The sequence below is a fragment of the Streptomyces sp. NPDC005070 genome, from assembly GCF_053600395.1.
Window position 1 is genome coordinate 1 of sequence record NZ_JBSFZS010000150.1, and the last position, 15726, is coordinate 15726.

The window sequence follows — 15726 nt, forward strand, 5'->3', positions numbered from 1 at the left end:
ATGCCCGTCGCCACCGACGCCCACCCCTCACCCAACGGCGACGGGCTGATGCACCGGCACGGCCCCGACCCACCCACCGGAGCTGAACCCGAACCGCGAGCGAACCATGGTGGACTGACCCCCATGACCACGCAGACGGATGCGCCGCACCACCCGGAGTCACGAGGCCTGCGGCTCGTGCCCGCGCTGGTCTCTCTGACCGTGGTCAGCGGCCTCATCGACGCCGTGAGCTACCTCGGCCTGGGCCACGTCTTCACGGCGAACATGACCGGCAACGTCGTGGTCCTCGGCTTCGCCGCCGCCGGCGCCCCCGGCTTCTCCGTACCCCACACCCTCACCTCGCTGTGCTGCTTCCTGGCCGGCGCCGCAGCAGGCGGACGAACCACCGTGCGCCTGAGCGACGGCCCCCGCCGCACCTGGGCCCGCGCCGTCTTCGCCGCCGAGGCCGTCCTGACGGCCGCCTGCGCGGTGGTCGCCTTCGCCGCCCCGCACGCCACCGCCACGACCTACACCGTGATCGCCGTGACGGCCTTCGCGATGGGCCTGCGCAACGCGACGGTACGCAGGCTCGGCATCGCCGACCTGACGACGACCGTCCTGACGATGACCCTGACGGGCCTGGCCGCAGACAGCCGCGCCGGCGGCGGCGCGGGCCACCACTCCCCGCGCCGGACGGCTTCCGTCCTGGCGATGGCGGCGGGCGCCCTGCTCGGCGCGTGGCTGGTCCTGCACCACGGCCTCGCGCTTCCCCTCCTGATCGCCGCACTCGTACCGGCGGCCCTGGCGGCGACGGTCTCCGGCCGGGAGTGACCCCCGGCCCGAGCCCCACCTGACAGCACCTACAGCCGCTGAATGATCGTCCCCGTCGCGAGCCCCCCACCCGCACACATCGTGATCAACGCGAACTCCTTGTCCGCACGCTCCAGTTCATGCAGCGCCGTGGTGATGAGCCGCGCCCCCGTGGCCCCCACCGGATGCCCGAGCGCGATCCCGCCCCCGTTCACGTTCACCTTCTCCAGGTCCTGCCCGAAGACCTGCGCCCAGCTCAGCACCACGGACGCGAACGCCTCGTTGATCTCGACGAGGTCGATGTCCTTCAGCGACATCCCGGCCTTGCCGAGCACCGCCCGGGTGGCGTCGATCGGCCCGTCCAGGTGGAAGTGCGGGTCCGAACCCACCAGCGCCTGGGCCACGATCCGCGCCCGCGGCCGCAGCTTCAGCGCCCGCGCCATCCGCTTGGACGCCCACAGGATGGCCGCCGAACCGTCAGAGATCTGGGAGGAGTTGCCGGCCGTGTGAACGGCCGTCGGCATCACCGGCTTCAGCTTCGCCAGCGCCTCCATGGACGTGTCGCGCAGCCCCTCGTCCCGGTCGACGAGCCGCCACATGCCCTGCCCGGCCCGCTGTTCGTCCTCGGTGGTCGGCACCTGCACGGCGAACGTCTCGCGCTTGAAGCGTTCCTCGGCCCAGGCGACGGCGGCCCGTTCCTGCGAGATGAGCCCGAGGGAGTCGACGTTCTCACGGGTCAGTCCGCGATGGCGCGCGATCCGTTCGGCCGCCTCGAACTGGTTCGGCAGATCGACGTTCCACTCGTCGGGGAACGGCTTGCCGGGCCCGTGCTTGGACCCCGAGCCCAGCGGCACCCGCGACATCGCCTCGACACCGCAACTGATCCCGACGTCGATGACACCCGCGGCGATCATGTTGGCGACCATGTGGGAGGCCTGCTGCGAGGAGCCGCACTGGCAGTCGACGGTCGTCGCGGCCGTCTCGTAGGGCAGTCCCACGGTCAGCCAGGCGGTGCGCGCGGGGTTCATCGACTGCTCGCCGGCGTGGGTCACCGTGCCGCCGACGATCTGCTCGACGCAGTCGGCGGGGATGCCGGTGCGGCCGAGGAGTTCACGGTAGGTCTCGCCCAGGAGATAGGCGGGGTGCAGATTGGCGAGCGCGCCTCCGCGCTTGCCGATGGGGGTCCGTACGGCTTCGACGATCACGGGTTCCGCGGCCATGGGGGCTCGTCCTCTCCTCAGGCCTGCCCGGCGGCCAGGCCCTGCTGACCCGCGCAGCGCGGGGCGTCCCGGCCCACCCACCGCGCAGAACTAGAACGCGTACCAGTTCTGCGTGCAGTTTGCTGAGCGAACCCCCCGCGCCGCAAGGGTCGTGCAGCTCCCGAAGTCGTGATCTGCACCAATCCCGCACGGAATTGGGAGGCCCGCGCCTCTTGCCACTTGTAGAACCCGTTACTACCTTCACGACGATTCCATGTTCCTGATGACCCGTCAGAATTACGTGCGAGAAAGAGCCTGGAGTTGCCGATGTCCTGTCCAGCGCTGCCCGACGGGTTCGATTTCACCGACCCCGATGTGCTCCACCATCGCGTACCCCTCCCGGAGTTCGCCGAGCTGCGCCGGGCCGAGCCGGTCCACTGGATCCCGCAACAGCCCGGTGTGGCGGGCTTCGAGGACGACGGCTACTGGGCCGTCACCCGGCACTCGGACGTCAAGTACGTCTCGACGCACCCCGAGTTGTTCTCCTCGTTCCTCAACACGGCCGTGATCCGCTTCAACGAGCACATCCAGCGCGAGCAGATCGAGGTCCAGCGGCTCATCATGCTGAACATGGACCCGCCCGAACACACCCGGGTCCGGCAGATCGTGCAGCGCGGCTTCACCCCGCGCGCCATCCGCTCCCTGGAGGACGCGCTGCGCGCCCGGGCCGGTTCGATCGTCGCGAACGCGCTCGCGCAGGCCGCCCCCGACGGCTCCTTCGACTTCGTCACCCAGGTCGCCTGCGAACTGCCGCTGCAGGCGATAGCCGAGCTGATCGGCGTCCCGCAGGAGGACCGCGTCAAGATCTTCGACTGGTCCAACAAGATGGTGGCGTACGACGATCCGGAGTACGCGATCACCGAGGAGATCGGCGCCGAGTCGGCCACCGAACTCATCTCGTACGCGATGAACATGGCCGCGGACCGCAAGCAGTGCCCCGCCAAGGACATCGTCAGCACCCTGGTGGCGGCGGAGGACCAGGGGAACCTCGCCTCCGACGAGTTCGGCTTCTTCGTCCTGCTGCTGGCGGTCGCCGGCAACGAGACGACCCGCAACGCCATCACCCACGGGATGCACGCGCTGCTCACCCACCCCGACCAGTGGGACCTCTACAAGAGGGAGCGGCCGAAGACCACCGCCGAGGAGATCGTCCGCTGGGCGACCCCCGTCGTCGCCTTCCAGCGCACCGCGACCCAGGACACCGAACTGGGCGGGCAGCGGATCAGGAAGGGCGACCGCGTCGGCATCTTCTACTCCTCCGCGAACAACGACCCCGAGGTGTTCGAGAACCCCGAGGCCTTCGACATCACGCGTGACCCCAACCCGCACCTCGGCTTCGGCGGCGGCGGTCCGCACTTCTGCCTCGGCAAGTCCCTGGCCACGCTGGAGATCGACCTGATCTTCAACGCGATCGCCGACGCGATGCCGGATCTGCGGCTGACGGGCGACCCCCGCCGCCTCCGCTCCGCCTGGCTGAACGGCGTCAAGGAACTCCAGGTCCGTCACGCGTAGCGGGGGCGAGCGCTCGGGCCGGCGGCCTCCCGGCACCGCCGGCCCGTCCCGAGGGAGGCAGGGGCACCCCCCGCGCCCGCCTCTGCCTCCCCCGAGACCCGCACACGCCTCCGCCTCCCCCGAGACCCGAGTCCGCCTCTGCCTCCCCCGAGCCCGGCGCCCGCGTCCGCACCCGCCCGTCCCCTCGACACACACACCTGATCACCCGGACCCACGACCTGACCGCCCCGCCCCACCCCGACCCGATCAGCCCGGCGTACGGCCCACCGCGCGGACCGGTGGCACCGCCCCGGCTCCGGTCCCGGCCGGCTCCACGGCCGCCCGGACCCGCGGGCCGCTGACGAGATACGTCAGGCCGAAGCCCACGGCGACGACGGCCGCGCCGCCGACGGCGTCCAGGACCCAGTGGTTTCCGGTCGCCACGATCGAGGAGACCGTGAGAAGCGGGTGCAGCAGGCCCAGCGCCTTCATCCACCACCTGGGCGCCAGCACCACGATGACGATCCCGCACCACAGGGACCAGCCGAAGTGCAGCGAGGGCATCGCCGCGTACTGGTTGGTCAGCTCGGTCAGCGTGCCGTAGTCGGGCTTGGAGAAGTCCTGCACCCCGTGCACGGTGTCGATCACGCCGAGGCCCGGCATCAGGCGCGGCGGGGCGAGCGGGTAGAGCCAGAAACCGACGAGGGCGAGGAGGGTGGCGAAGCCGAGGGCCGAGCGCGCCCAGCGGTGGTCGGCGGGGCGGCGGACGTAGAGCACGGCGAGGATGGTGAGCGGGACACCGAAGTGGAACGACTGATAGTAGAAGTCGAAGAAGTCCCTCATGCCGGGGACCTGGACCACCGCATGGTTGACCCAGTGCTCGATGTCCAGGTGCAGAAACCGCTCGACGGCCAGGATCTGCCGGCCGTGATGCTCGGCGGTGGCCCGGCCGCCGGAGTTGGTGCCACCCGTCGCGGCAAGCCTGACCTGCTGGTAGGCGGAGTACCCGACGCGGATCAGGAGCAGTTCGAGCAGCAGGTTCGTGCGGGTGAGGACCCGGCCGGCCGGCAGCAGCGGGATCCGCCTCCACCGGGTGACGGCGGGCGGCGCGTGGACGGTGGGGACCGAGGCCCGGTAGTACGGGGACGTACGGGACAGGAACGGTACGGCCGCGGCGGCGGCCAGCGCGGCGATCAGCACCACGTTGTCGCCCACCGGTTCGAGCACCGGCATGTCCGGAAGGATCATCCGGGCGGGCAGTGTCATGACGAGGACGACCGCGACGGGCCACACATAGCGGTCGGAGGTCTTCCGGCCGACCCGGCCGACGAGGGCGAGCAGGACCCACAGAACCTGGTGCTGCCAGGTCGTGGGCGAGACGGCGACGGCGACGCAGCCGGTCACCGCGACGGCGAGCAGCAACTGCCCGTCGCGGGCGTAGCGCACCGCTCGGCGCAGCCCCAGGACGGCGACGGCCGCGCCGAGTGCCAGGAAGAGGCCGACCTCCAGCGGCCCGGTGAGACCGAGCCGCAGCAGAGCGCCGTGCAGGGACTGGTTGGCGAGGTCGTCGGCGGACCGGCCGAGGCCGACGCCCGCCAGGTGGTGCACCCAGTACGTGTTCGAGTCGCGCGGCATCGTGGCCCAGGCGAGCGCGGTGAGGGCGGCGAACGTGACGCCGGTGGAGGCGGCGGCGCGGCGGCGGCCGGTGAACCAGAGCAGCGGGACGAACAGCAGCACGGTCGGCTGGAGGGCCGCCGCGAGCCCGACGAGGACCCCGCAGACGCGCTCGCCGCGGACGACGAAGCAGCCGAGCAGGACGAGCAGCACCGGGATGATGCTGGTCTGGCCGAGGTAGAGGGCGTTGCGCACGGGGAGCGACAGCATCAGCAGGCTGACGGCCACGGGCGCGGCGAGCAGCGACGTACGCCGGCTCACGGGCGGCGGCAGGGCGCGGGCGGCGACCAGACCGAGCGCCACGACGAGCAGCAGGGTGCCGAAGGTCCAGCCCCAGCCGAGGGCCTGTTCGGCCGACCGGGTGAGGGGTTTGAGGACGAGGCCGCCGAACGGGGTGCCGGTGAACTGTGTCGAGTCGTACAGCGAGCCCTTCACGTGCAGTACGCCGTTCGGGCCGACCCAGGTCTCCAGGTCCGTCAGCCGGTCCGCCTTGGGCGTGCTGAGGACGACGGCGAGCTGTCGTACGGCCAGTGTCGCGGCGACGGCCCAGAGCACGACGCGAAGCGCGCGCAGTCGTGCCCGCACCGTCTCCGGCGCTCCCACGATGCCTTCGCCCGGCCGTCCGCCGTGCTCCACGTTCGCCACGCCCTGTCGGCCCTCCCGACCCATTGACCGGTCTGCGTCTCACAGATCCCTTATGTCAACCCATATCAGGACCTCGCGCGTCACGGCCACCGCCGCCGGGAGGCTCGGCGGGCCCGGATCGACGTGAACACCTTCTCCGCTTTGTCCGAATATCGACGGTCGGCGAAGGGGCCGGTTCCCTGCCGGACCCGCGACATGACTCACAGACGACCCTCCGCGAGGACGGCTCCGACTCCCTCGTCACGCCTGCGTACGCCGCCTTTATGTGCGTTGCGCACTCGGTCGCCTACCTCACGTGAGGGGGGCAATGGGTCCTAAGGTCGCTTTTCGGCCCGCCTCCGGACGGGCCGCCGGGCCGCCCCGGGTCACCCGCGGGTCACCTTCACGGGTCATTTGCGTGGGCCCCCGGGCCCGCTCCCGGGCGGACCCGTCCCTGTCCCCGGCGAAAGGAAGGCTCTTGCCGACCGCCACCCCGACCGCGACCCCGACGGCCCCCGCCGCAGGTGTCCCGGCTTCCGCCCGCCCCGTCCCCTCCGAGGTCACCGTCACCGACCCCGCGCTGGTCAGGCGTGCCGTGAAAGCGGCGGCGCTCGGCAACGCGATGGAGTGGTTCGACTTCGGCGTCTACAGCTACATCGCGGTGACCCTGGGCAAGGTCTTCTTCCCCTCGGGCAACCCGACCGCCCAGCTCCTCTCGACGTTCGGCGCCTTCGCCGCGGCCTTCCTCGTCCGCCCGCTCGGCGGCATGGTCTTCGGCCCCCTCGGCGACCGGATCGGCCGCCAGAAGGTCCTCGCGCTCACCATGATCCTGATGGCGGCGGGCACCTTCGCGATCGGTCTGATCCCGTCGTACGCCACGATCGGCGTCGGCGCTCCGGTCCTGCTGCTCGTGGCCCGTCTGGTGCAGGGCTTCTCCACCGGCGGCGAGTACGCGGGCGCCACGACCTTCATCGCCGAGTACGCGCCGGACAAGAAGCGCGGCTTCCTCGGAAGCTGGCTGGAGTTCGGCACGCTGGCCGGATACATCGGCGGCGCGGGTCTGGTGACCCTCATGACCGCCCTGCTGTCCACCGACGACCTGCTGTCCTGGGGCTGGCGCGTCCCGTTCCTGATCGCGGGCCCGATGGGCATCATCGGCCTCTATCTGCGGATGCGTCTGGAGGAGACCCCTGCGTTCGCCGCGGAGCTGGAGAAGTCCGAGGCCGCCCGTCCCAAGGTGCCGCTGCGCGAGATGGTCGCCGGCCAGTGGCGCACCCTGCTGCTGTGCATGGGCCTGGTGCTGGTCTTCAACGTCACCGACTACATGCTGCTGTCCTACATGCCGAGCTACCTGACCAGCGAGCTCAAGTACGACGAGACGCACGGTCTGCTCGTGGTCCTCGGCGTGATGGCGCTGATGATGGTCGTGCAGCCCTTCGCGGGCGCCCTGACCGACCGGATCGGCCGTCGTCCCGTGATCGCCGCGGGCTGTGCCGGCTTCCTAGCCCTGTCCGTCCCGGCGCTGTTGTTGATCCGCCAGGGCAGCCTGCTCGCCGTCGCGCTCGGCATGGGCGCCCTCGGCCTGCTGCTGGTGTGCTTCACCGCCGCGATGCCCGCCGCGCTCCCGGCGCTCTTCCCGACCCGGGTCCGCTACGGCTCGCTCTCGATCGGCTTCAACGTCTCCGTCTCGCTCTTCGGCGGCACGACCCCGCTGGTCGTCACCGCACTCATCGGGGCGACCGGGAACATGATGATGCCCGCGTACTACATGATGGCCGCGGCCGTGATCGGCGGTGCCGCCGTCTGGTTCATGACGGAGTCGGCGGGCCGGCCGCTGCCGGGCTCGGCGCCCGCCGTGGAACCCGCCGGACGCTGACGTCCACGGGCCCCGCGCACCGGCGCGCGGGGCCCGAATCCCAGTGGCACGCGGGGGCGCCGGGAGTTAGGTTCGAGGCGGAAGTCCTTAGCGCATCTAACTAGGCTATGAAAGGCCCGGTGCATGAGCGAGTCGCAGCTCTGGAACGACGTCGACGACCACTTCACCAACCTCCTGGCCCCTGCCGACGAAGTCCTCGCCGCCGCGCTGCACGACAGCGACGCGGCCGGACTGCCCCCCATCGGCGTCGCGCCGAACCAGGGCAAGCTGCTCCGGTTGCTCGCCGAGATCCAGGGTGCCCGCCGCATCCTGGAGATCGGCACGCTCGGCGGCTACAGCACGATCTGGCTGGGCCGCGCCCTGCCCGCCGACGGGACGCTGATCACCCTCGAGTACGACCCACGGCACGCCGAGGTCGCCCGCGCCAACCTCGCGCGGGCCGGCCTCGACAAGATCGCCGAGGTGCGGGTGGGCCCCGCCCTGGAGACCCTGCCTAAGCTGGCGGACGAGAATCCGGAGCCGTTCGACCTCGTCTTCATCGACGCGGACAAGGTGAACAACCCCCACTACGTCGAGTGGGCGGTCCGGCTCACCCGGCCCGGCAGCGTGATCGTCCTCGACAACGTGGTCCGCGGCGGAGCGGTGACCGACGGGACGAGCACCGACCCGAGCGTGCGGGGCACCCGGGCCGCTCTCGAACTGATCGCCTCCCACCCGAAGCTGGACGGCACGGCGGTGCAGACGGTGGGCAGCAAGGGGTACGACGGCTTCGCGCTGGCCCGCGTACGGGCCTGACCGCCCGCACGGGCACCGCCGCACCCCCTCGCCGGGCTCAGACCTCGTGGTAGAAGCCCACGTTCACGGTCTGGGGCCCGGTGCGGTCCTGGATGACGAGTTCACCGGAGCCGCCCGCCGGGAGTCTGGCCGTCCCGCCGTACGGAAGCGGCTGGGGCTGCAGTCCCGTGAGGATCAGCCGGACCTCGGAGGACGGCTCCGCGTGGGAACCCCGAAGCCAGCTCACCTGCCAGGAGCCGTCCGGGCCGCAGAGGAACTCCAGGTGGACCCGGGAGACGAACAGCCAGTCGTCGGGGGTCGCGAGACGGCACACGGCCCGGTCCCGGCCCACCCGCAGCATGGCTCCGGGGTCGCTCGGCGCGTCGGCCATCTGCATCCCGGCCGTCGCTCCGGCGTCCCCTCCGGTCACCGAGGCCATGGTGAGTTCGAGCAACGCGCGCTCCTTCGTGAGGTGCTGGTTCCAATTGTCCTGCCGGGGAACGAGGTTGCCCCGTCGCCGCCGCATGATAATTCGACCTTCGCCGTCGCCGTGTGACCTCCGGCACAATGGACTCATGACCGAGCGCAAGCCACCGGGTGTCGGCTTCGAGTCGTGGGTCGACCGGCAGATCCGCCAGGCGGAGGCCCGCGGCGAATTCACGGAACTCCCCGGCGCGGGCAAGCCGCTGCCGGAGGTCACCGACACCCCGTACGACGAACTCTGGTGGATCAAGCGGAAGATGGCCCGTGAGGGTCTGTCCGTCCTGCCGCCCACGCTGGCCCTGCGCAAGGAGGCGGAGGACGTGCTCGCGGCGGTTCCGACGCTTCCCTCCGAGCGGGCGGTGCGGCGGGCCGTCGAGGACGTCAACGTCAAGATCCGCGACATTATGTTCAAGCCGCCGCCCGGACCTCCGCTCGGCCTCAAGCCGTACGACGTGGAACTGATCGTCCAGGAGTGGCACGCGGCCCGCGAGAATCCGGCCCCGGGCGGCCCGGAAGCCTAGGGCCCGCGGACACCGGACCGGCGTGAGGCCGCGTCCCCGGGACATGGTCCGGGGACGCGGCCTCACTTCGCCGGGGAAGGGTCCGAGCCGGGCTCAGAGCCGCAGGAGCCGCTCGGTCATCTCGCGGTAGTCCCGCAGGGCGAGCCGGAGCCGTTCCGTGTCCTCACCGGTCGGCTTGTCCTCGCCGCCGGACTGCCACGACGTACGCAGGTCGCGCCGCCGCCGGGTCACGGCTTCCGTGAACCGGCCCGCGAGCTCCTCCAGCACATGGTCGGCCTCCTCCACGGAGGCCCGCGGCCCGTCGACGAACCCGCCGACCGCGTGCCGCATCCGCAGCGAGAACTTGTCGTGCTCGTCCAGCGGCAGCATCCGCTCGTCCCGCCCGGCGGAATCCGCCGCGCGGTCCTCGGTGTCCGCCGGGCCGCCCCGGGAGTGCGCTCCCGCGGCGCCGTGGGACACGGGACGCGGACCGGGTCCGTCGTCGGAGGTACCGGACGTGTGGGGTACGGGTGACGCGGGACCGGCGCCCGTACGCCCCGCACGGCCGTCGGCCGGAGCGGCACCCCGCTCGTCGGCGCCGGCGCCCGTCGTCGCGGGGGACGACGTCGTACCGGTCCCGGCCGGGCGGACGGCCGAGCCGGCGCCGTCCCTGGCACGGCCGCCGTTCCGGTCCGGGTCTCCGGTCCCGCCCGGGGCGGGCTCGGTGGACACGGGGTCCACCCGGCCCTTCAGAGCCTCGCGGCGCGACACGTCCTCGCCCTCACCGCGGTCGTCGTCCGCCCGGTCGTCCGGGGAACGCTCGGGGGGTACGGGGGTCACGCGGCCCTTCACGCCGACCTCGCGGGACGGGGTCCGCTCGGGATCCTGGTCTGGCTTCATGATGCTCACCTTCTTCAACTCCCCTTCGCCTGACGCCTGGTGAAGGACCAGGGAAGGTGGGAGCGAGTGTCGGGGGTGGACGTCCTGTGGCCGTTCTCGCCGTTCTCGACGCGCCCGTCGTTCTCCGTCGTCTCCGCCGGCTCGGCGCGCCGGGTGTCCTTGGTCAGGGCGAACCGCCTGCTGCGCTCCGGGCGGGCGGCCTCGGCCCCGCTCACGTCGTCCGTGTCGCGTGCCCGGCCGGGCGAGGTGTCCTCGCGGGTCTGCGTCAGCAGGTCGTCGAAGAGGTCGCGGGCCTCCAGCATGGCCTCGCGCAGCTTCTCGGTGTCGACGCCGCCGTTCCCGCCCCCGCCGGTGCGGGCCAGCGCGGCCCGGTGCACACGGCGGTACCCGTGGACGTGGTGTCCGTGGTGGACGGAGAGCGCGGACACCTGCTCCTCGTAACGGTCCCCGTCGGGGAATCCGCGCTCTCCGGCCAGCTCGCCGAGCAGGCGGTCGGCCTCGGCCACCGCCTCCTGGGGCGAGTCGACGAAGCGTTCCTGGGCGGCCGTCCAGCCGGCCGCGTAGCGTTCCCTGGCCGCGGGTTCGAGCGGCCGCTCGCGCAGTGCTCCGTGCCGCTTCACGCGCTCGTTGAGGTCGCGTTCGGCGGCCTGGGTGTCGCCGTCGTGCCGGGCGACGGTCCGTTCGTACTCCGGTCCGAAGCGCCGCCGCAGGGCACGCCCGCCCGGCGGCCTTCGGGCGCGGAGGGTCAGGGCGGCCGCGACAACGGCCACGGCCGCCACGATGATCAGAGCGATGATCACGCCAGTGGACATGGGTGCCTTCCCGGTTCTCGACCCAACGGGCCGGTTCCCGGACCGGGTTGCCCGGAACCCGGGCCTCAAACGGCCCCGGGGACGGTACCGACGTCAACGCCCCTTCCTCGTCGTGCCGTTCGGCCGGCGCTCCATATCCGGTTGCGTGCCCGGGGTGGCACCCGCCGACAATGGCCGGCATGACCCGATCGCCGTCCGTCGCGCGTGGCTCCTGGAGCGTGACCCCCGAACCCTTCGACTCCCCCGCCGCCGCGGCCCTTTGGCGGGCGTACTACACCGAGGTCAGCGACCGGTGGTACGAGGTGCACGAGGGACGTACGACGGATCCCGACGAGCTGGAACGGGAGATCGCCGCGGAGACCGGCGCCGAGTTCACGCCGCCCGCGGGTGTGCTGCTCGTCGCGCGCCACGACGGTGAGCCCGGCGGCACGGCGGGAGTCCGGATGCTCGACGCCACGACGGGCGAGCTGCGCCGGGTCTTCGTCCGCGCGGACCTGCGCGGCAAGGGCGCGGCCCCGCTCCTGCTGGCGGCCGCCGAAGCGGCGGCGCGCGGCCTGGGCGCCCAGCGGCTCGTCCTCGACACCCGCTCCGACCTCGTCGAGGCGCGGGCCCTGTACGCCCGGCACGGCTACGAGGAGGCCGCGGCGCACAACGACCAGCCCTACGCGGAGCACTGGTTCCGGAAGGACCTGACCGGCTGACGGTCAGGCCGTCACGCCGGTTCCCCCTGCGGCCGGGCGGCCGGGGCGCTCGCGTGCGGGCGTTCCGCGTCGGAACCGCACATCTCCTCGTTCAGCTCCGCCACCAGCTTCGTGAGGTCGGTCGGACGGTCCGGCGTCCACCAGTCGCCGAGCAGATCGGCGAAGGACTCCTCGCGGGCCCTGGACAGATTCCCGGCGACGACACGGCCCTCGTCGGTCAGGACCAGGTCCAGGCCCTCGCGGCGGGCGAACCGGCGTTCCTCGATCTGGCGGGCGGCCGCGAGGACGACGTTCAGGGGAACCGCGCTGTGCTCGGCCAGGAGAGCGGGCTCCGCCCACCCGTACTTCTTGATCCGCAGCAGCAGCCAGCTCGCCGCCGGCATCAGGTCGTAGCCGGCGCGCGCGGTGATCTTCTCGTAGATCTCGCGGCGCCCCTCGCGGGTGCCGAGCACGGACAGCGCCCTGCACACCTCGTCGTACGACGACCGCTCGACCGGGTTGCTCGCGAGTGTCTCCGTGACGTCGGGTGCCGTGACGGAGCCGCGCAGTCTGTCCTCGCGCAGGAACCAGGCCAGCACGAACCCGAGCAGGGCGACAGGGGCCGCGTACAGGAAGACGTCGGTGATCGATGTCGAGAACGCGTGCAGGACGGGCTGCCGCAGGTCCGCAGGCAACTGGCCGATCCCCTTCGGGTCCGCCTTCAGGGAGTCCGTCGTGACGCCGGGTGGAAGCTGCTGTCCGCTCAGCGCCTTCGTGAGGTTGTCGCCGAGGCGGCCCGCGAAGACCGTGCCGAAGATCGCGACGCCGAACGAGGCGCCGATGGACCGGAAGAAGGTGGCCCCGGAGGTGGCGACGCCCAGATCCTCGTACGACACCGCGTTCTGCACGATCAGGACGAGCACCTGCATCACGAGGCCGAGGCCCAGGCCGAACACGAAGAAGTACGTGCTCATGATCCCGGTGCTGCTGTTCTCGTCCAGTTGGTGCAGCAGGAGCAGCCCGAGGGCGGTGATCCCGGTGCCCGCGACCGGGAACACCTTCCAGCGGCCGGTACGGCTGACGATCTGCCCGGAGACCGTGGACGACAGCAGCAGCCCGAACACCATCGGCAGCATGTGCACGCCGGACAGCGTGGGCGAGATTCCCTGCACGACCTGGAGGAACGTCGGCAGATAGGTCATCGCGCCGAACATCGCGAAGCCCACGATGAAGCTGATGATCGCGGACAGCGTGAAGGTGTGGACCCGGAACAGCTTGAGCGGCAGCACGGGTTCGGCCGCACGCCGCTCCACCTCGACGAAGGCGACGGCGAGGATCACGCCGACGATCACGAGCCCGATGACCTGCGGCGAGGCCCAGTCCCAGGTGGTGCCGCCCAGCGAGGCCACCAGGACCAGGCAGGTGGCGACGGCGGCGATCAGGAACGTACCGGCGTAGTCGATGACGTGCCGTGCCGACTTCCTCGGGATGTGCAGGACCGCGGCGATCACCACGAGCGCCACGATGCCGACGGGCAGGTTGACGTAGAAGACCCAGCGCCAGCTCAGATGTTCCGTGAACAGCCCGCCGAGCAGCGGTCCCAGCACACTCGTCGCGCCGAACACCGCGCCGAACAGCCCCTGGTACTTGCCCCGTTCACGCGGCGGGACGAGATCGCCGACGATCGCCATAGACAGCACCATCAGACCGCCGCCGCCGAGTCCCTGCACCGCCCGGAAGGCGATCAGCTCGCCCATGTTCTGCGACATGCCGCACAGCGCCGACCCGACCAGGAAGATCACGATCGCCGCCTGGAAGAGTCTCTTGCGGCCGTACTGGTCACCGAGCTTGCCCCACAGCGGGGTCGCCGCCGTGGACGCGAGCAGGTACGCCGTGACCACCCAGGACAGGTGCTCCAGACCGCCGAGGTCGCTCACGATGGTCGGCAGGGCGGTGGACACGATCGTCTGGTCCAGGGCGGCCAGCAGCATGCCGAGCAGCAGGGCGCCGATGGACACGAAGACGCTGCCGTGCACCGAGTCCCGGGCGTCGGTCTCCGCGGCGCTGCGGCGGCGCACGGCCGACTCGCTCACCTCGACCGAGCCGTGCGGTCCGGGCGGCTCGCCCATGCCGCCGGTCGGCGCCTCCACCCCTTCCGGCCCCCGGCCGGACGGTGTGTCGGAACCGTGCGCGTCCCCGGTCATGCGGCCTCCCTGAGCACCGAGGGTCCCGGTCACCCTCCATCCTGATCGGTGTGTCCGGTTATGGCCTGTCGAGCCAACCGGAATCTGCTATTCAGGGGGGCTGCTTGAAGGTTGTATGAAGGTCGTCCGGATAATCACTGGAGTTTTCAGGGGGGAGGGACCCACTCGTGACTGAACCGACCGTGCATGTCTGCCCCGAGTGCGCCGCACACCGGGCGCAGGACGGCACCCCGTCCTGCGCCTGCACCCGCAGGGCGTCCGACGCCCTGCGCGACGAGCGCTCGGCCGAGGCCGCTGCGGCGGAGGACTTCAACCCGCTGCGCATACGGCCCTACGTAGAACTGGGCACGGAGAACCCCGGGCACGCCGGAGGGGGCCTGGGACCGGCCGAGGGCGCCGACGCCCCGTACCCGGCCGGCACGGGCTCCTGGCAGGCCGCACCGGCGGCCGGTGAGGCCTGGACCGCCGCCGAGGCGGGTGCCTGGACGCCGGAGGGAGCGTGGGTACCGGAGGGCTTCCATGGCGTCGCACCCGGCGGCGGGGGCGATCCGACGGGCTCCATGACCGGCGTCCCGCCGGTCGGCGGGATACCGATGCCGCCCGCGAACGGGGAGGACGCGGCCGCTTCGACCATGCAGCTCGCCGCGATCCCGGCGGACGCGAACTCCGGCCCGGCTCTGGTGCCTGCTCCCCTGCCGGCCGACGCGACCATGCGCCTGGCCCCGGTACCGGCGGACACCGCCCCGCGCTCGGCACCGCTGCCGCCGGAGGTGACCACGCCGTCGGCGCCGATGCCGGCCGACGCGACCATGCGGCTGAAGGCGCTGCCCTCGGAGGCGCGCGCCACCGACGTGCGCCTCTTCCACGAGAACGCGCGCCCGCCGGAGCCCGGACGCGAGGCCTCGCCCTCGCGTCGGTCCAGGCGCCGCCGGCGCACCGGAGTCTTCGCCGTCACCGGAGTCGTGGTGACCGTGGTGGCCGCGGCGGGGGTCGCGAGCGGACTGCTCTCCTACGACCCTCCCGCGCGGGACGAGTCCCAGCCGAAGGACGTCAGGGCGAGCGTGCCGGACGTCCTGTCGGACACGGCCTCCGCTGTGCCCTCTTCGAGCGCGTCCTCGGCGGAGTCCGCCTCGTCGTCCCCGTCGGCCTCGCTCAGCGCGAGCCCGTCGCCGTCGGTGTCCGCCTCGGACACGTCGGCCACACCGTCCTCGTCCGCCACGGCGTCGCCGACGTCCGCCGAGCCGAGCGCGACGGCGACCGCGACGGGGTCCGCGGCGTCCACGGGGAGCGGCGGTTCGAACACGCTGGCAGGGCCCACCCTGCGGCGCGGCGACAGCGGGTCCGAGGTGACCGAGCTCCAGCTTCGGCTCAGCCAGATCAGGATGTACATGCACAGGGCCGACGGCCAGTTCGACCGTCATCTCGAGGACGCCGTGCGCTGGTACCAGTGGGCGCGGGGCATCTCGGGCGACGACCCCGGGGTGTACGGCCCGGCCACCCGGGCGAGCCTGGAGGCGGAGACGTCCCAGCCGTAGCTCGCCCCTGGCGTTTCGCGGGTACGGCACCGGTCCGGTGGGTGGGTCGGGGCCGTGCCGGTGCATCAGCCCGTCGCCGTTGGGTGAGGGGTGGGCGTCGGTGGCGACGGGCATCGATGTACCGG

13 protein-coding genes are annotated in these 15726 nt (G+C 72.0%); 7 read left to right on the forward strand and 6 right to left on the reverse strand.

Annotated features, from left to right (window positions below):
* The first annotated feature begins 123 nt into the window (after nt 1-123).
* On the forward strand, nt 124-810 hold the full coding sequence (locus ACWEBX_RS32695; protein WP_451888404.1) for a YoaK family protein: 687 nt from the start codon (nt 124-126) through the stop codon (nt 808-810).
* A 29-nt stretch (nt 811-839) separates the two neighbouring features.
* Here ACWEBX_RS32695 and ACWEBX_RS32700 read toward each other — a convergent pair whose 3' ends face one another.
* Complete coding sequence (locus ACWEBX_RS32700; protein ID WP_328452998.1) at nt 840-2009, reverse strand: steroid 3-ketoacyl-CoA thiolase; 1170 nt, start codon at nt 2007-2009, stop codon at nt 840-842.
* 306 nt (nt 2010-2315) lie between these two features.
* Between ACWEBX_RS32700 and ACWEBX_RS32705 the strand changes: the two genes are divergently transcribed.
* Nucleotides 2316-3560 (forward strand): cytochrome P450, encoded by a 1245-nt coding sequence (locus ACWEBX_RS32705; protein WP_451888394.1) that lies wholly within the window; start codon nt 2316-2318, stop codon nt 3558-3560.
* A 246-nt stretch (nt 3561-3806) separates the two neighbouring features.
* Here ACWEBX_RS32705 and ACWEBX_RS32710 read toward each other — a convergent pair whose 3' ends face one another.
* Nucleotides 3807-5858 carry a bifunctional glycosyltransferase 87/phosphatase PAP2 family protein gene (locus ACWEBX_RS32710; RefSeq protein ID WP_451888395.1) on the reverse strand — a complete coding sequence of 684 codons (2052 nt, stop codon included), beginning with the start codon at nt 5856-5858 and terminating at the stop codon, nt 3807-3809.
* Between the two features lie 457 nt (nt 5859-6315).
* On the opposite strand from ACWEBX_RS32710, the gene proP reads away from it, so the two are divergent.
* Complete coding sequence (gene proP / locus ACWEBX_RS32715) at nt 6316-7713, forward strand: glycine betaine/L-proline transporter ProP (protein ID WP_451888396.1); 1398 nt, start codon at nt 6316-6318, stop codon at nt 7711-7713.
* 123 nt (nt 7714-7836) lie between these two features.
* The gene (locus tag ACWEBX_RS32720) at nt 7837-8508 is read left to right on the forward strand and encodes an O-methyltransferase (protein WP_451888397.1); all 672 of its coding nucleotides are present in this window, start codon (nt 7837-7839) and stop codon (nt 8506-8508) included.
* A gap of 37 nt (nt 8509-8545) precedes the next feature.
* Here ACWEBX_RS32720 and ACWEBX_RS32725 read toward each other — a convergent pair whose 3' ends face one another.
* Nucleotides 8546-8941 (reverse strand): hypothetical protein, encoded by a 396-nt coding sequence (locus ACWEBX_RS32725; RefSeq protein WP_451888405.1) that lies wholly within the window; start codon nt 8939-8941, stop codon nt 8546-8548.
* A 121-nt stretch (nt 8942-9062) separates the two neighbouring features.
* Here ACWEBX_RS32725 and ACWEBX_RS32730 point away from each other — a divergent pair, with 121 nt between their 5' ends.
* Complete coding sequence (locus ACWEBX_RS32730; RefSeq protein ID WP_451888398.1) at nt 9063-9491, forward strand: DnaJ family domain-containing protein; 429 nt, start codon at nt 9063-9065, stop codon at nt 9489-9491.
* 93 nt (nt 9492-9584) lie between these two features.
* On the opposite strand, the gene ACWEBX_RS32735 is transcribed toward ACWEBX_RS32730, so the two are convergent.
* Nucleotides 9585-10370, reverse strand: coding sequence for a hypothetical protein (locus ACWEBX_RS32735; RefSeq protein ID WP_451888399.1), 786 nt, complete (start codon nt 10368-10370; stop codon nt 9585-9587).
* Nucleotides 10371-10384: 14 nt separating this feature from the next.
* Nucleotides 10385-11182 carry a hypothetical protein gene (locus ACWEBX_RS32740; protein ID WP_451888400.1) on the reverse strand — a complete coding sequence of 266 codons (798 nt, stop codon included), beginning with the start codon at nt 11180-11182 and terminating at the stop codon, nt 10385-10387.
* A 170-nt stretch (nt 11183-11352) separates the two neighbouring features.
* Between ACWEBX_RS32740 and ACWEBX_RS32745 the strand changes: the two genes are divergently transcribed.
* Complete coding sequence (locus ACWEBX_RS32745) at nt 11353-11883, forward strand: GNAT family N-acetyltransferase (protein WP_451888401.1); 531 nt, start codon at nt 11353-11355, stop codon at nt 11881-11883.
* A gap of 11 nt (nt 11884-11894) precedes the next feature.
* Here the strand turns inward: ACWEBX_RS32745 and ACWEBX_RS32750 are convergent, their stop codons facing one another.
* Nucleotides 11895-14066: an MDR family MFS transporter gene (locus ACWEBX_RS32750; RefSeq protein ID WP_451888402.1), complete on the reverse strand. Its 2172-nt coding sequence runs from the start codon at nt 14064-14066 to the stop codon at nt 11895-11897.
* Between the two features lie 167 nt (nt 14067-14233).
* On the opposite strand from ACWEBX_RS32750, the gene ACWEBX_RS32755 reads away from it, so the two are divergent.
* Nucleotides 14234-15601: a peptidoglycan-binding protein gene (locus tag ACWEBX_RS32755; RefSeq protein ID WP_451888403.1), complete on the forward strand. Its 1368-nt coding sequence runs from the start codon at nt 14234-14236 to the stop codon at nt 15599-15601.
* Nucleotides 15602-15726 lie beyond the last annotated feature (125 nt).

Coding starts and splice junctions, on each gene's coding strand:
- ACWEBX_RS32745 (WP_451888401.1), top strand. CDS start 11,353: ATGGCCGGCATGACCCGATCGCCGTCCGTCGCGCGTGGCTCCTGGAGC.
- ACWEBX_RS32705 (WP_451888394.1), top strand. CDS start 2,316: ATGTCCTGTCCAGCGCTGCCCGACGGGTTCGATTTCACCGACCCCGAT.
- ACWEBX_RS32735 (WP_451888399.1), bottom strand. CDS start 10,370: ATGAAGCCAGACCAGGATCCCGAGCGGACCCCGTCCCGCGAGGTCGGC.
- ACWEBX_RS32695 (WP_451888404.1), top strand. CDS start 124: ATGACCACGCAGACGGATGCGCCGCACCACCCGGAGTCACGAGGCCTG.
- ACWEBX_RS32720 (WP_451888397.1), top strand. CDS start 7,837: ATGAGCGAGTCGCAGCTCTGGAACGACGTCGACGACCACTTCACCAAC.
- ACWEBX_RS32730 (WP_451888398.1), top strand. CDS start 9,063: ATGACCGAGCGCAAGCCACCGGGTGTCGGCTTCGAGTCGTGGGTCGAC.
- ACWEBX_RS32700 (WP_328452998.1), bottom strand. CDS start 2,009: ATGGCCGCGGAACCCGTGATCGTCGAAGCCGTACGGACCCCCATCGGC.
- ACWEBX_RS32750 (WP_451888402.1), bottom strand. CDS start 14,066: ATGACCGGGGACGCGCACGGTTCCGACACACCGTCCGGCCGGGGGCCG.
- ACWEBX_RS32740 (WP_451888400.1), bottom strand. CDS start 11,182: ATGTCCACTGGCGTGATCATCGCTCTGATCATCGTGGCGGCCGTGGCC.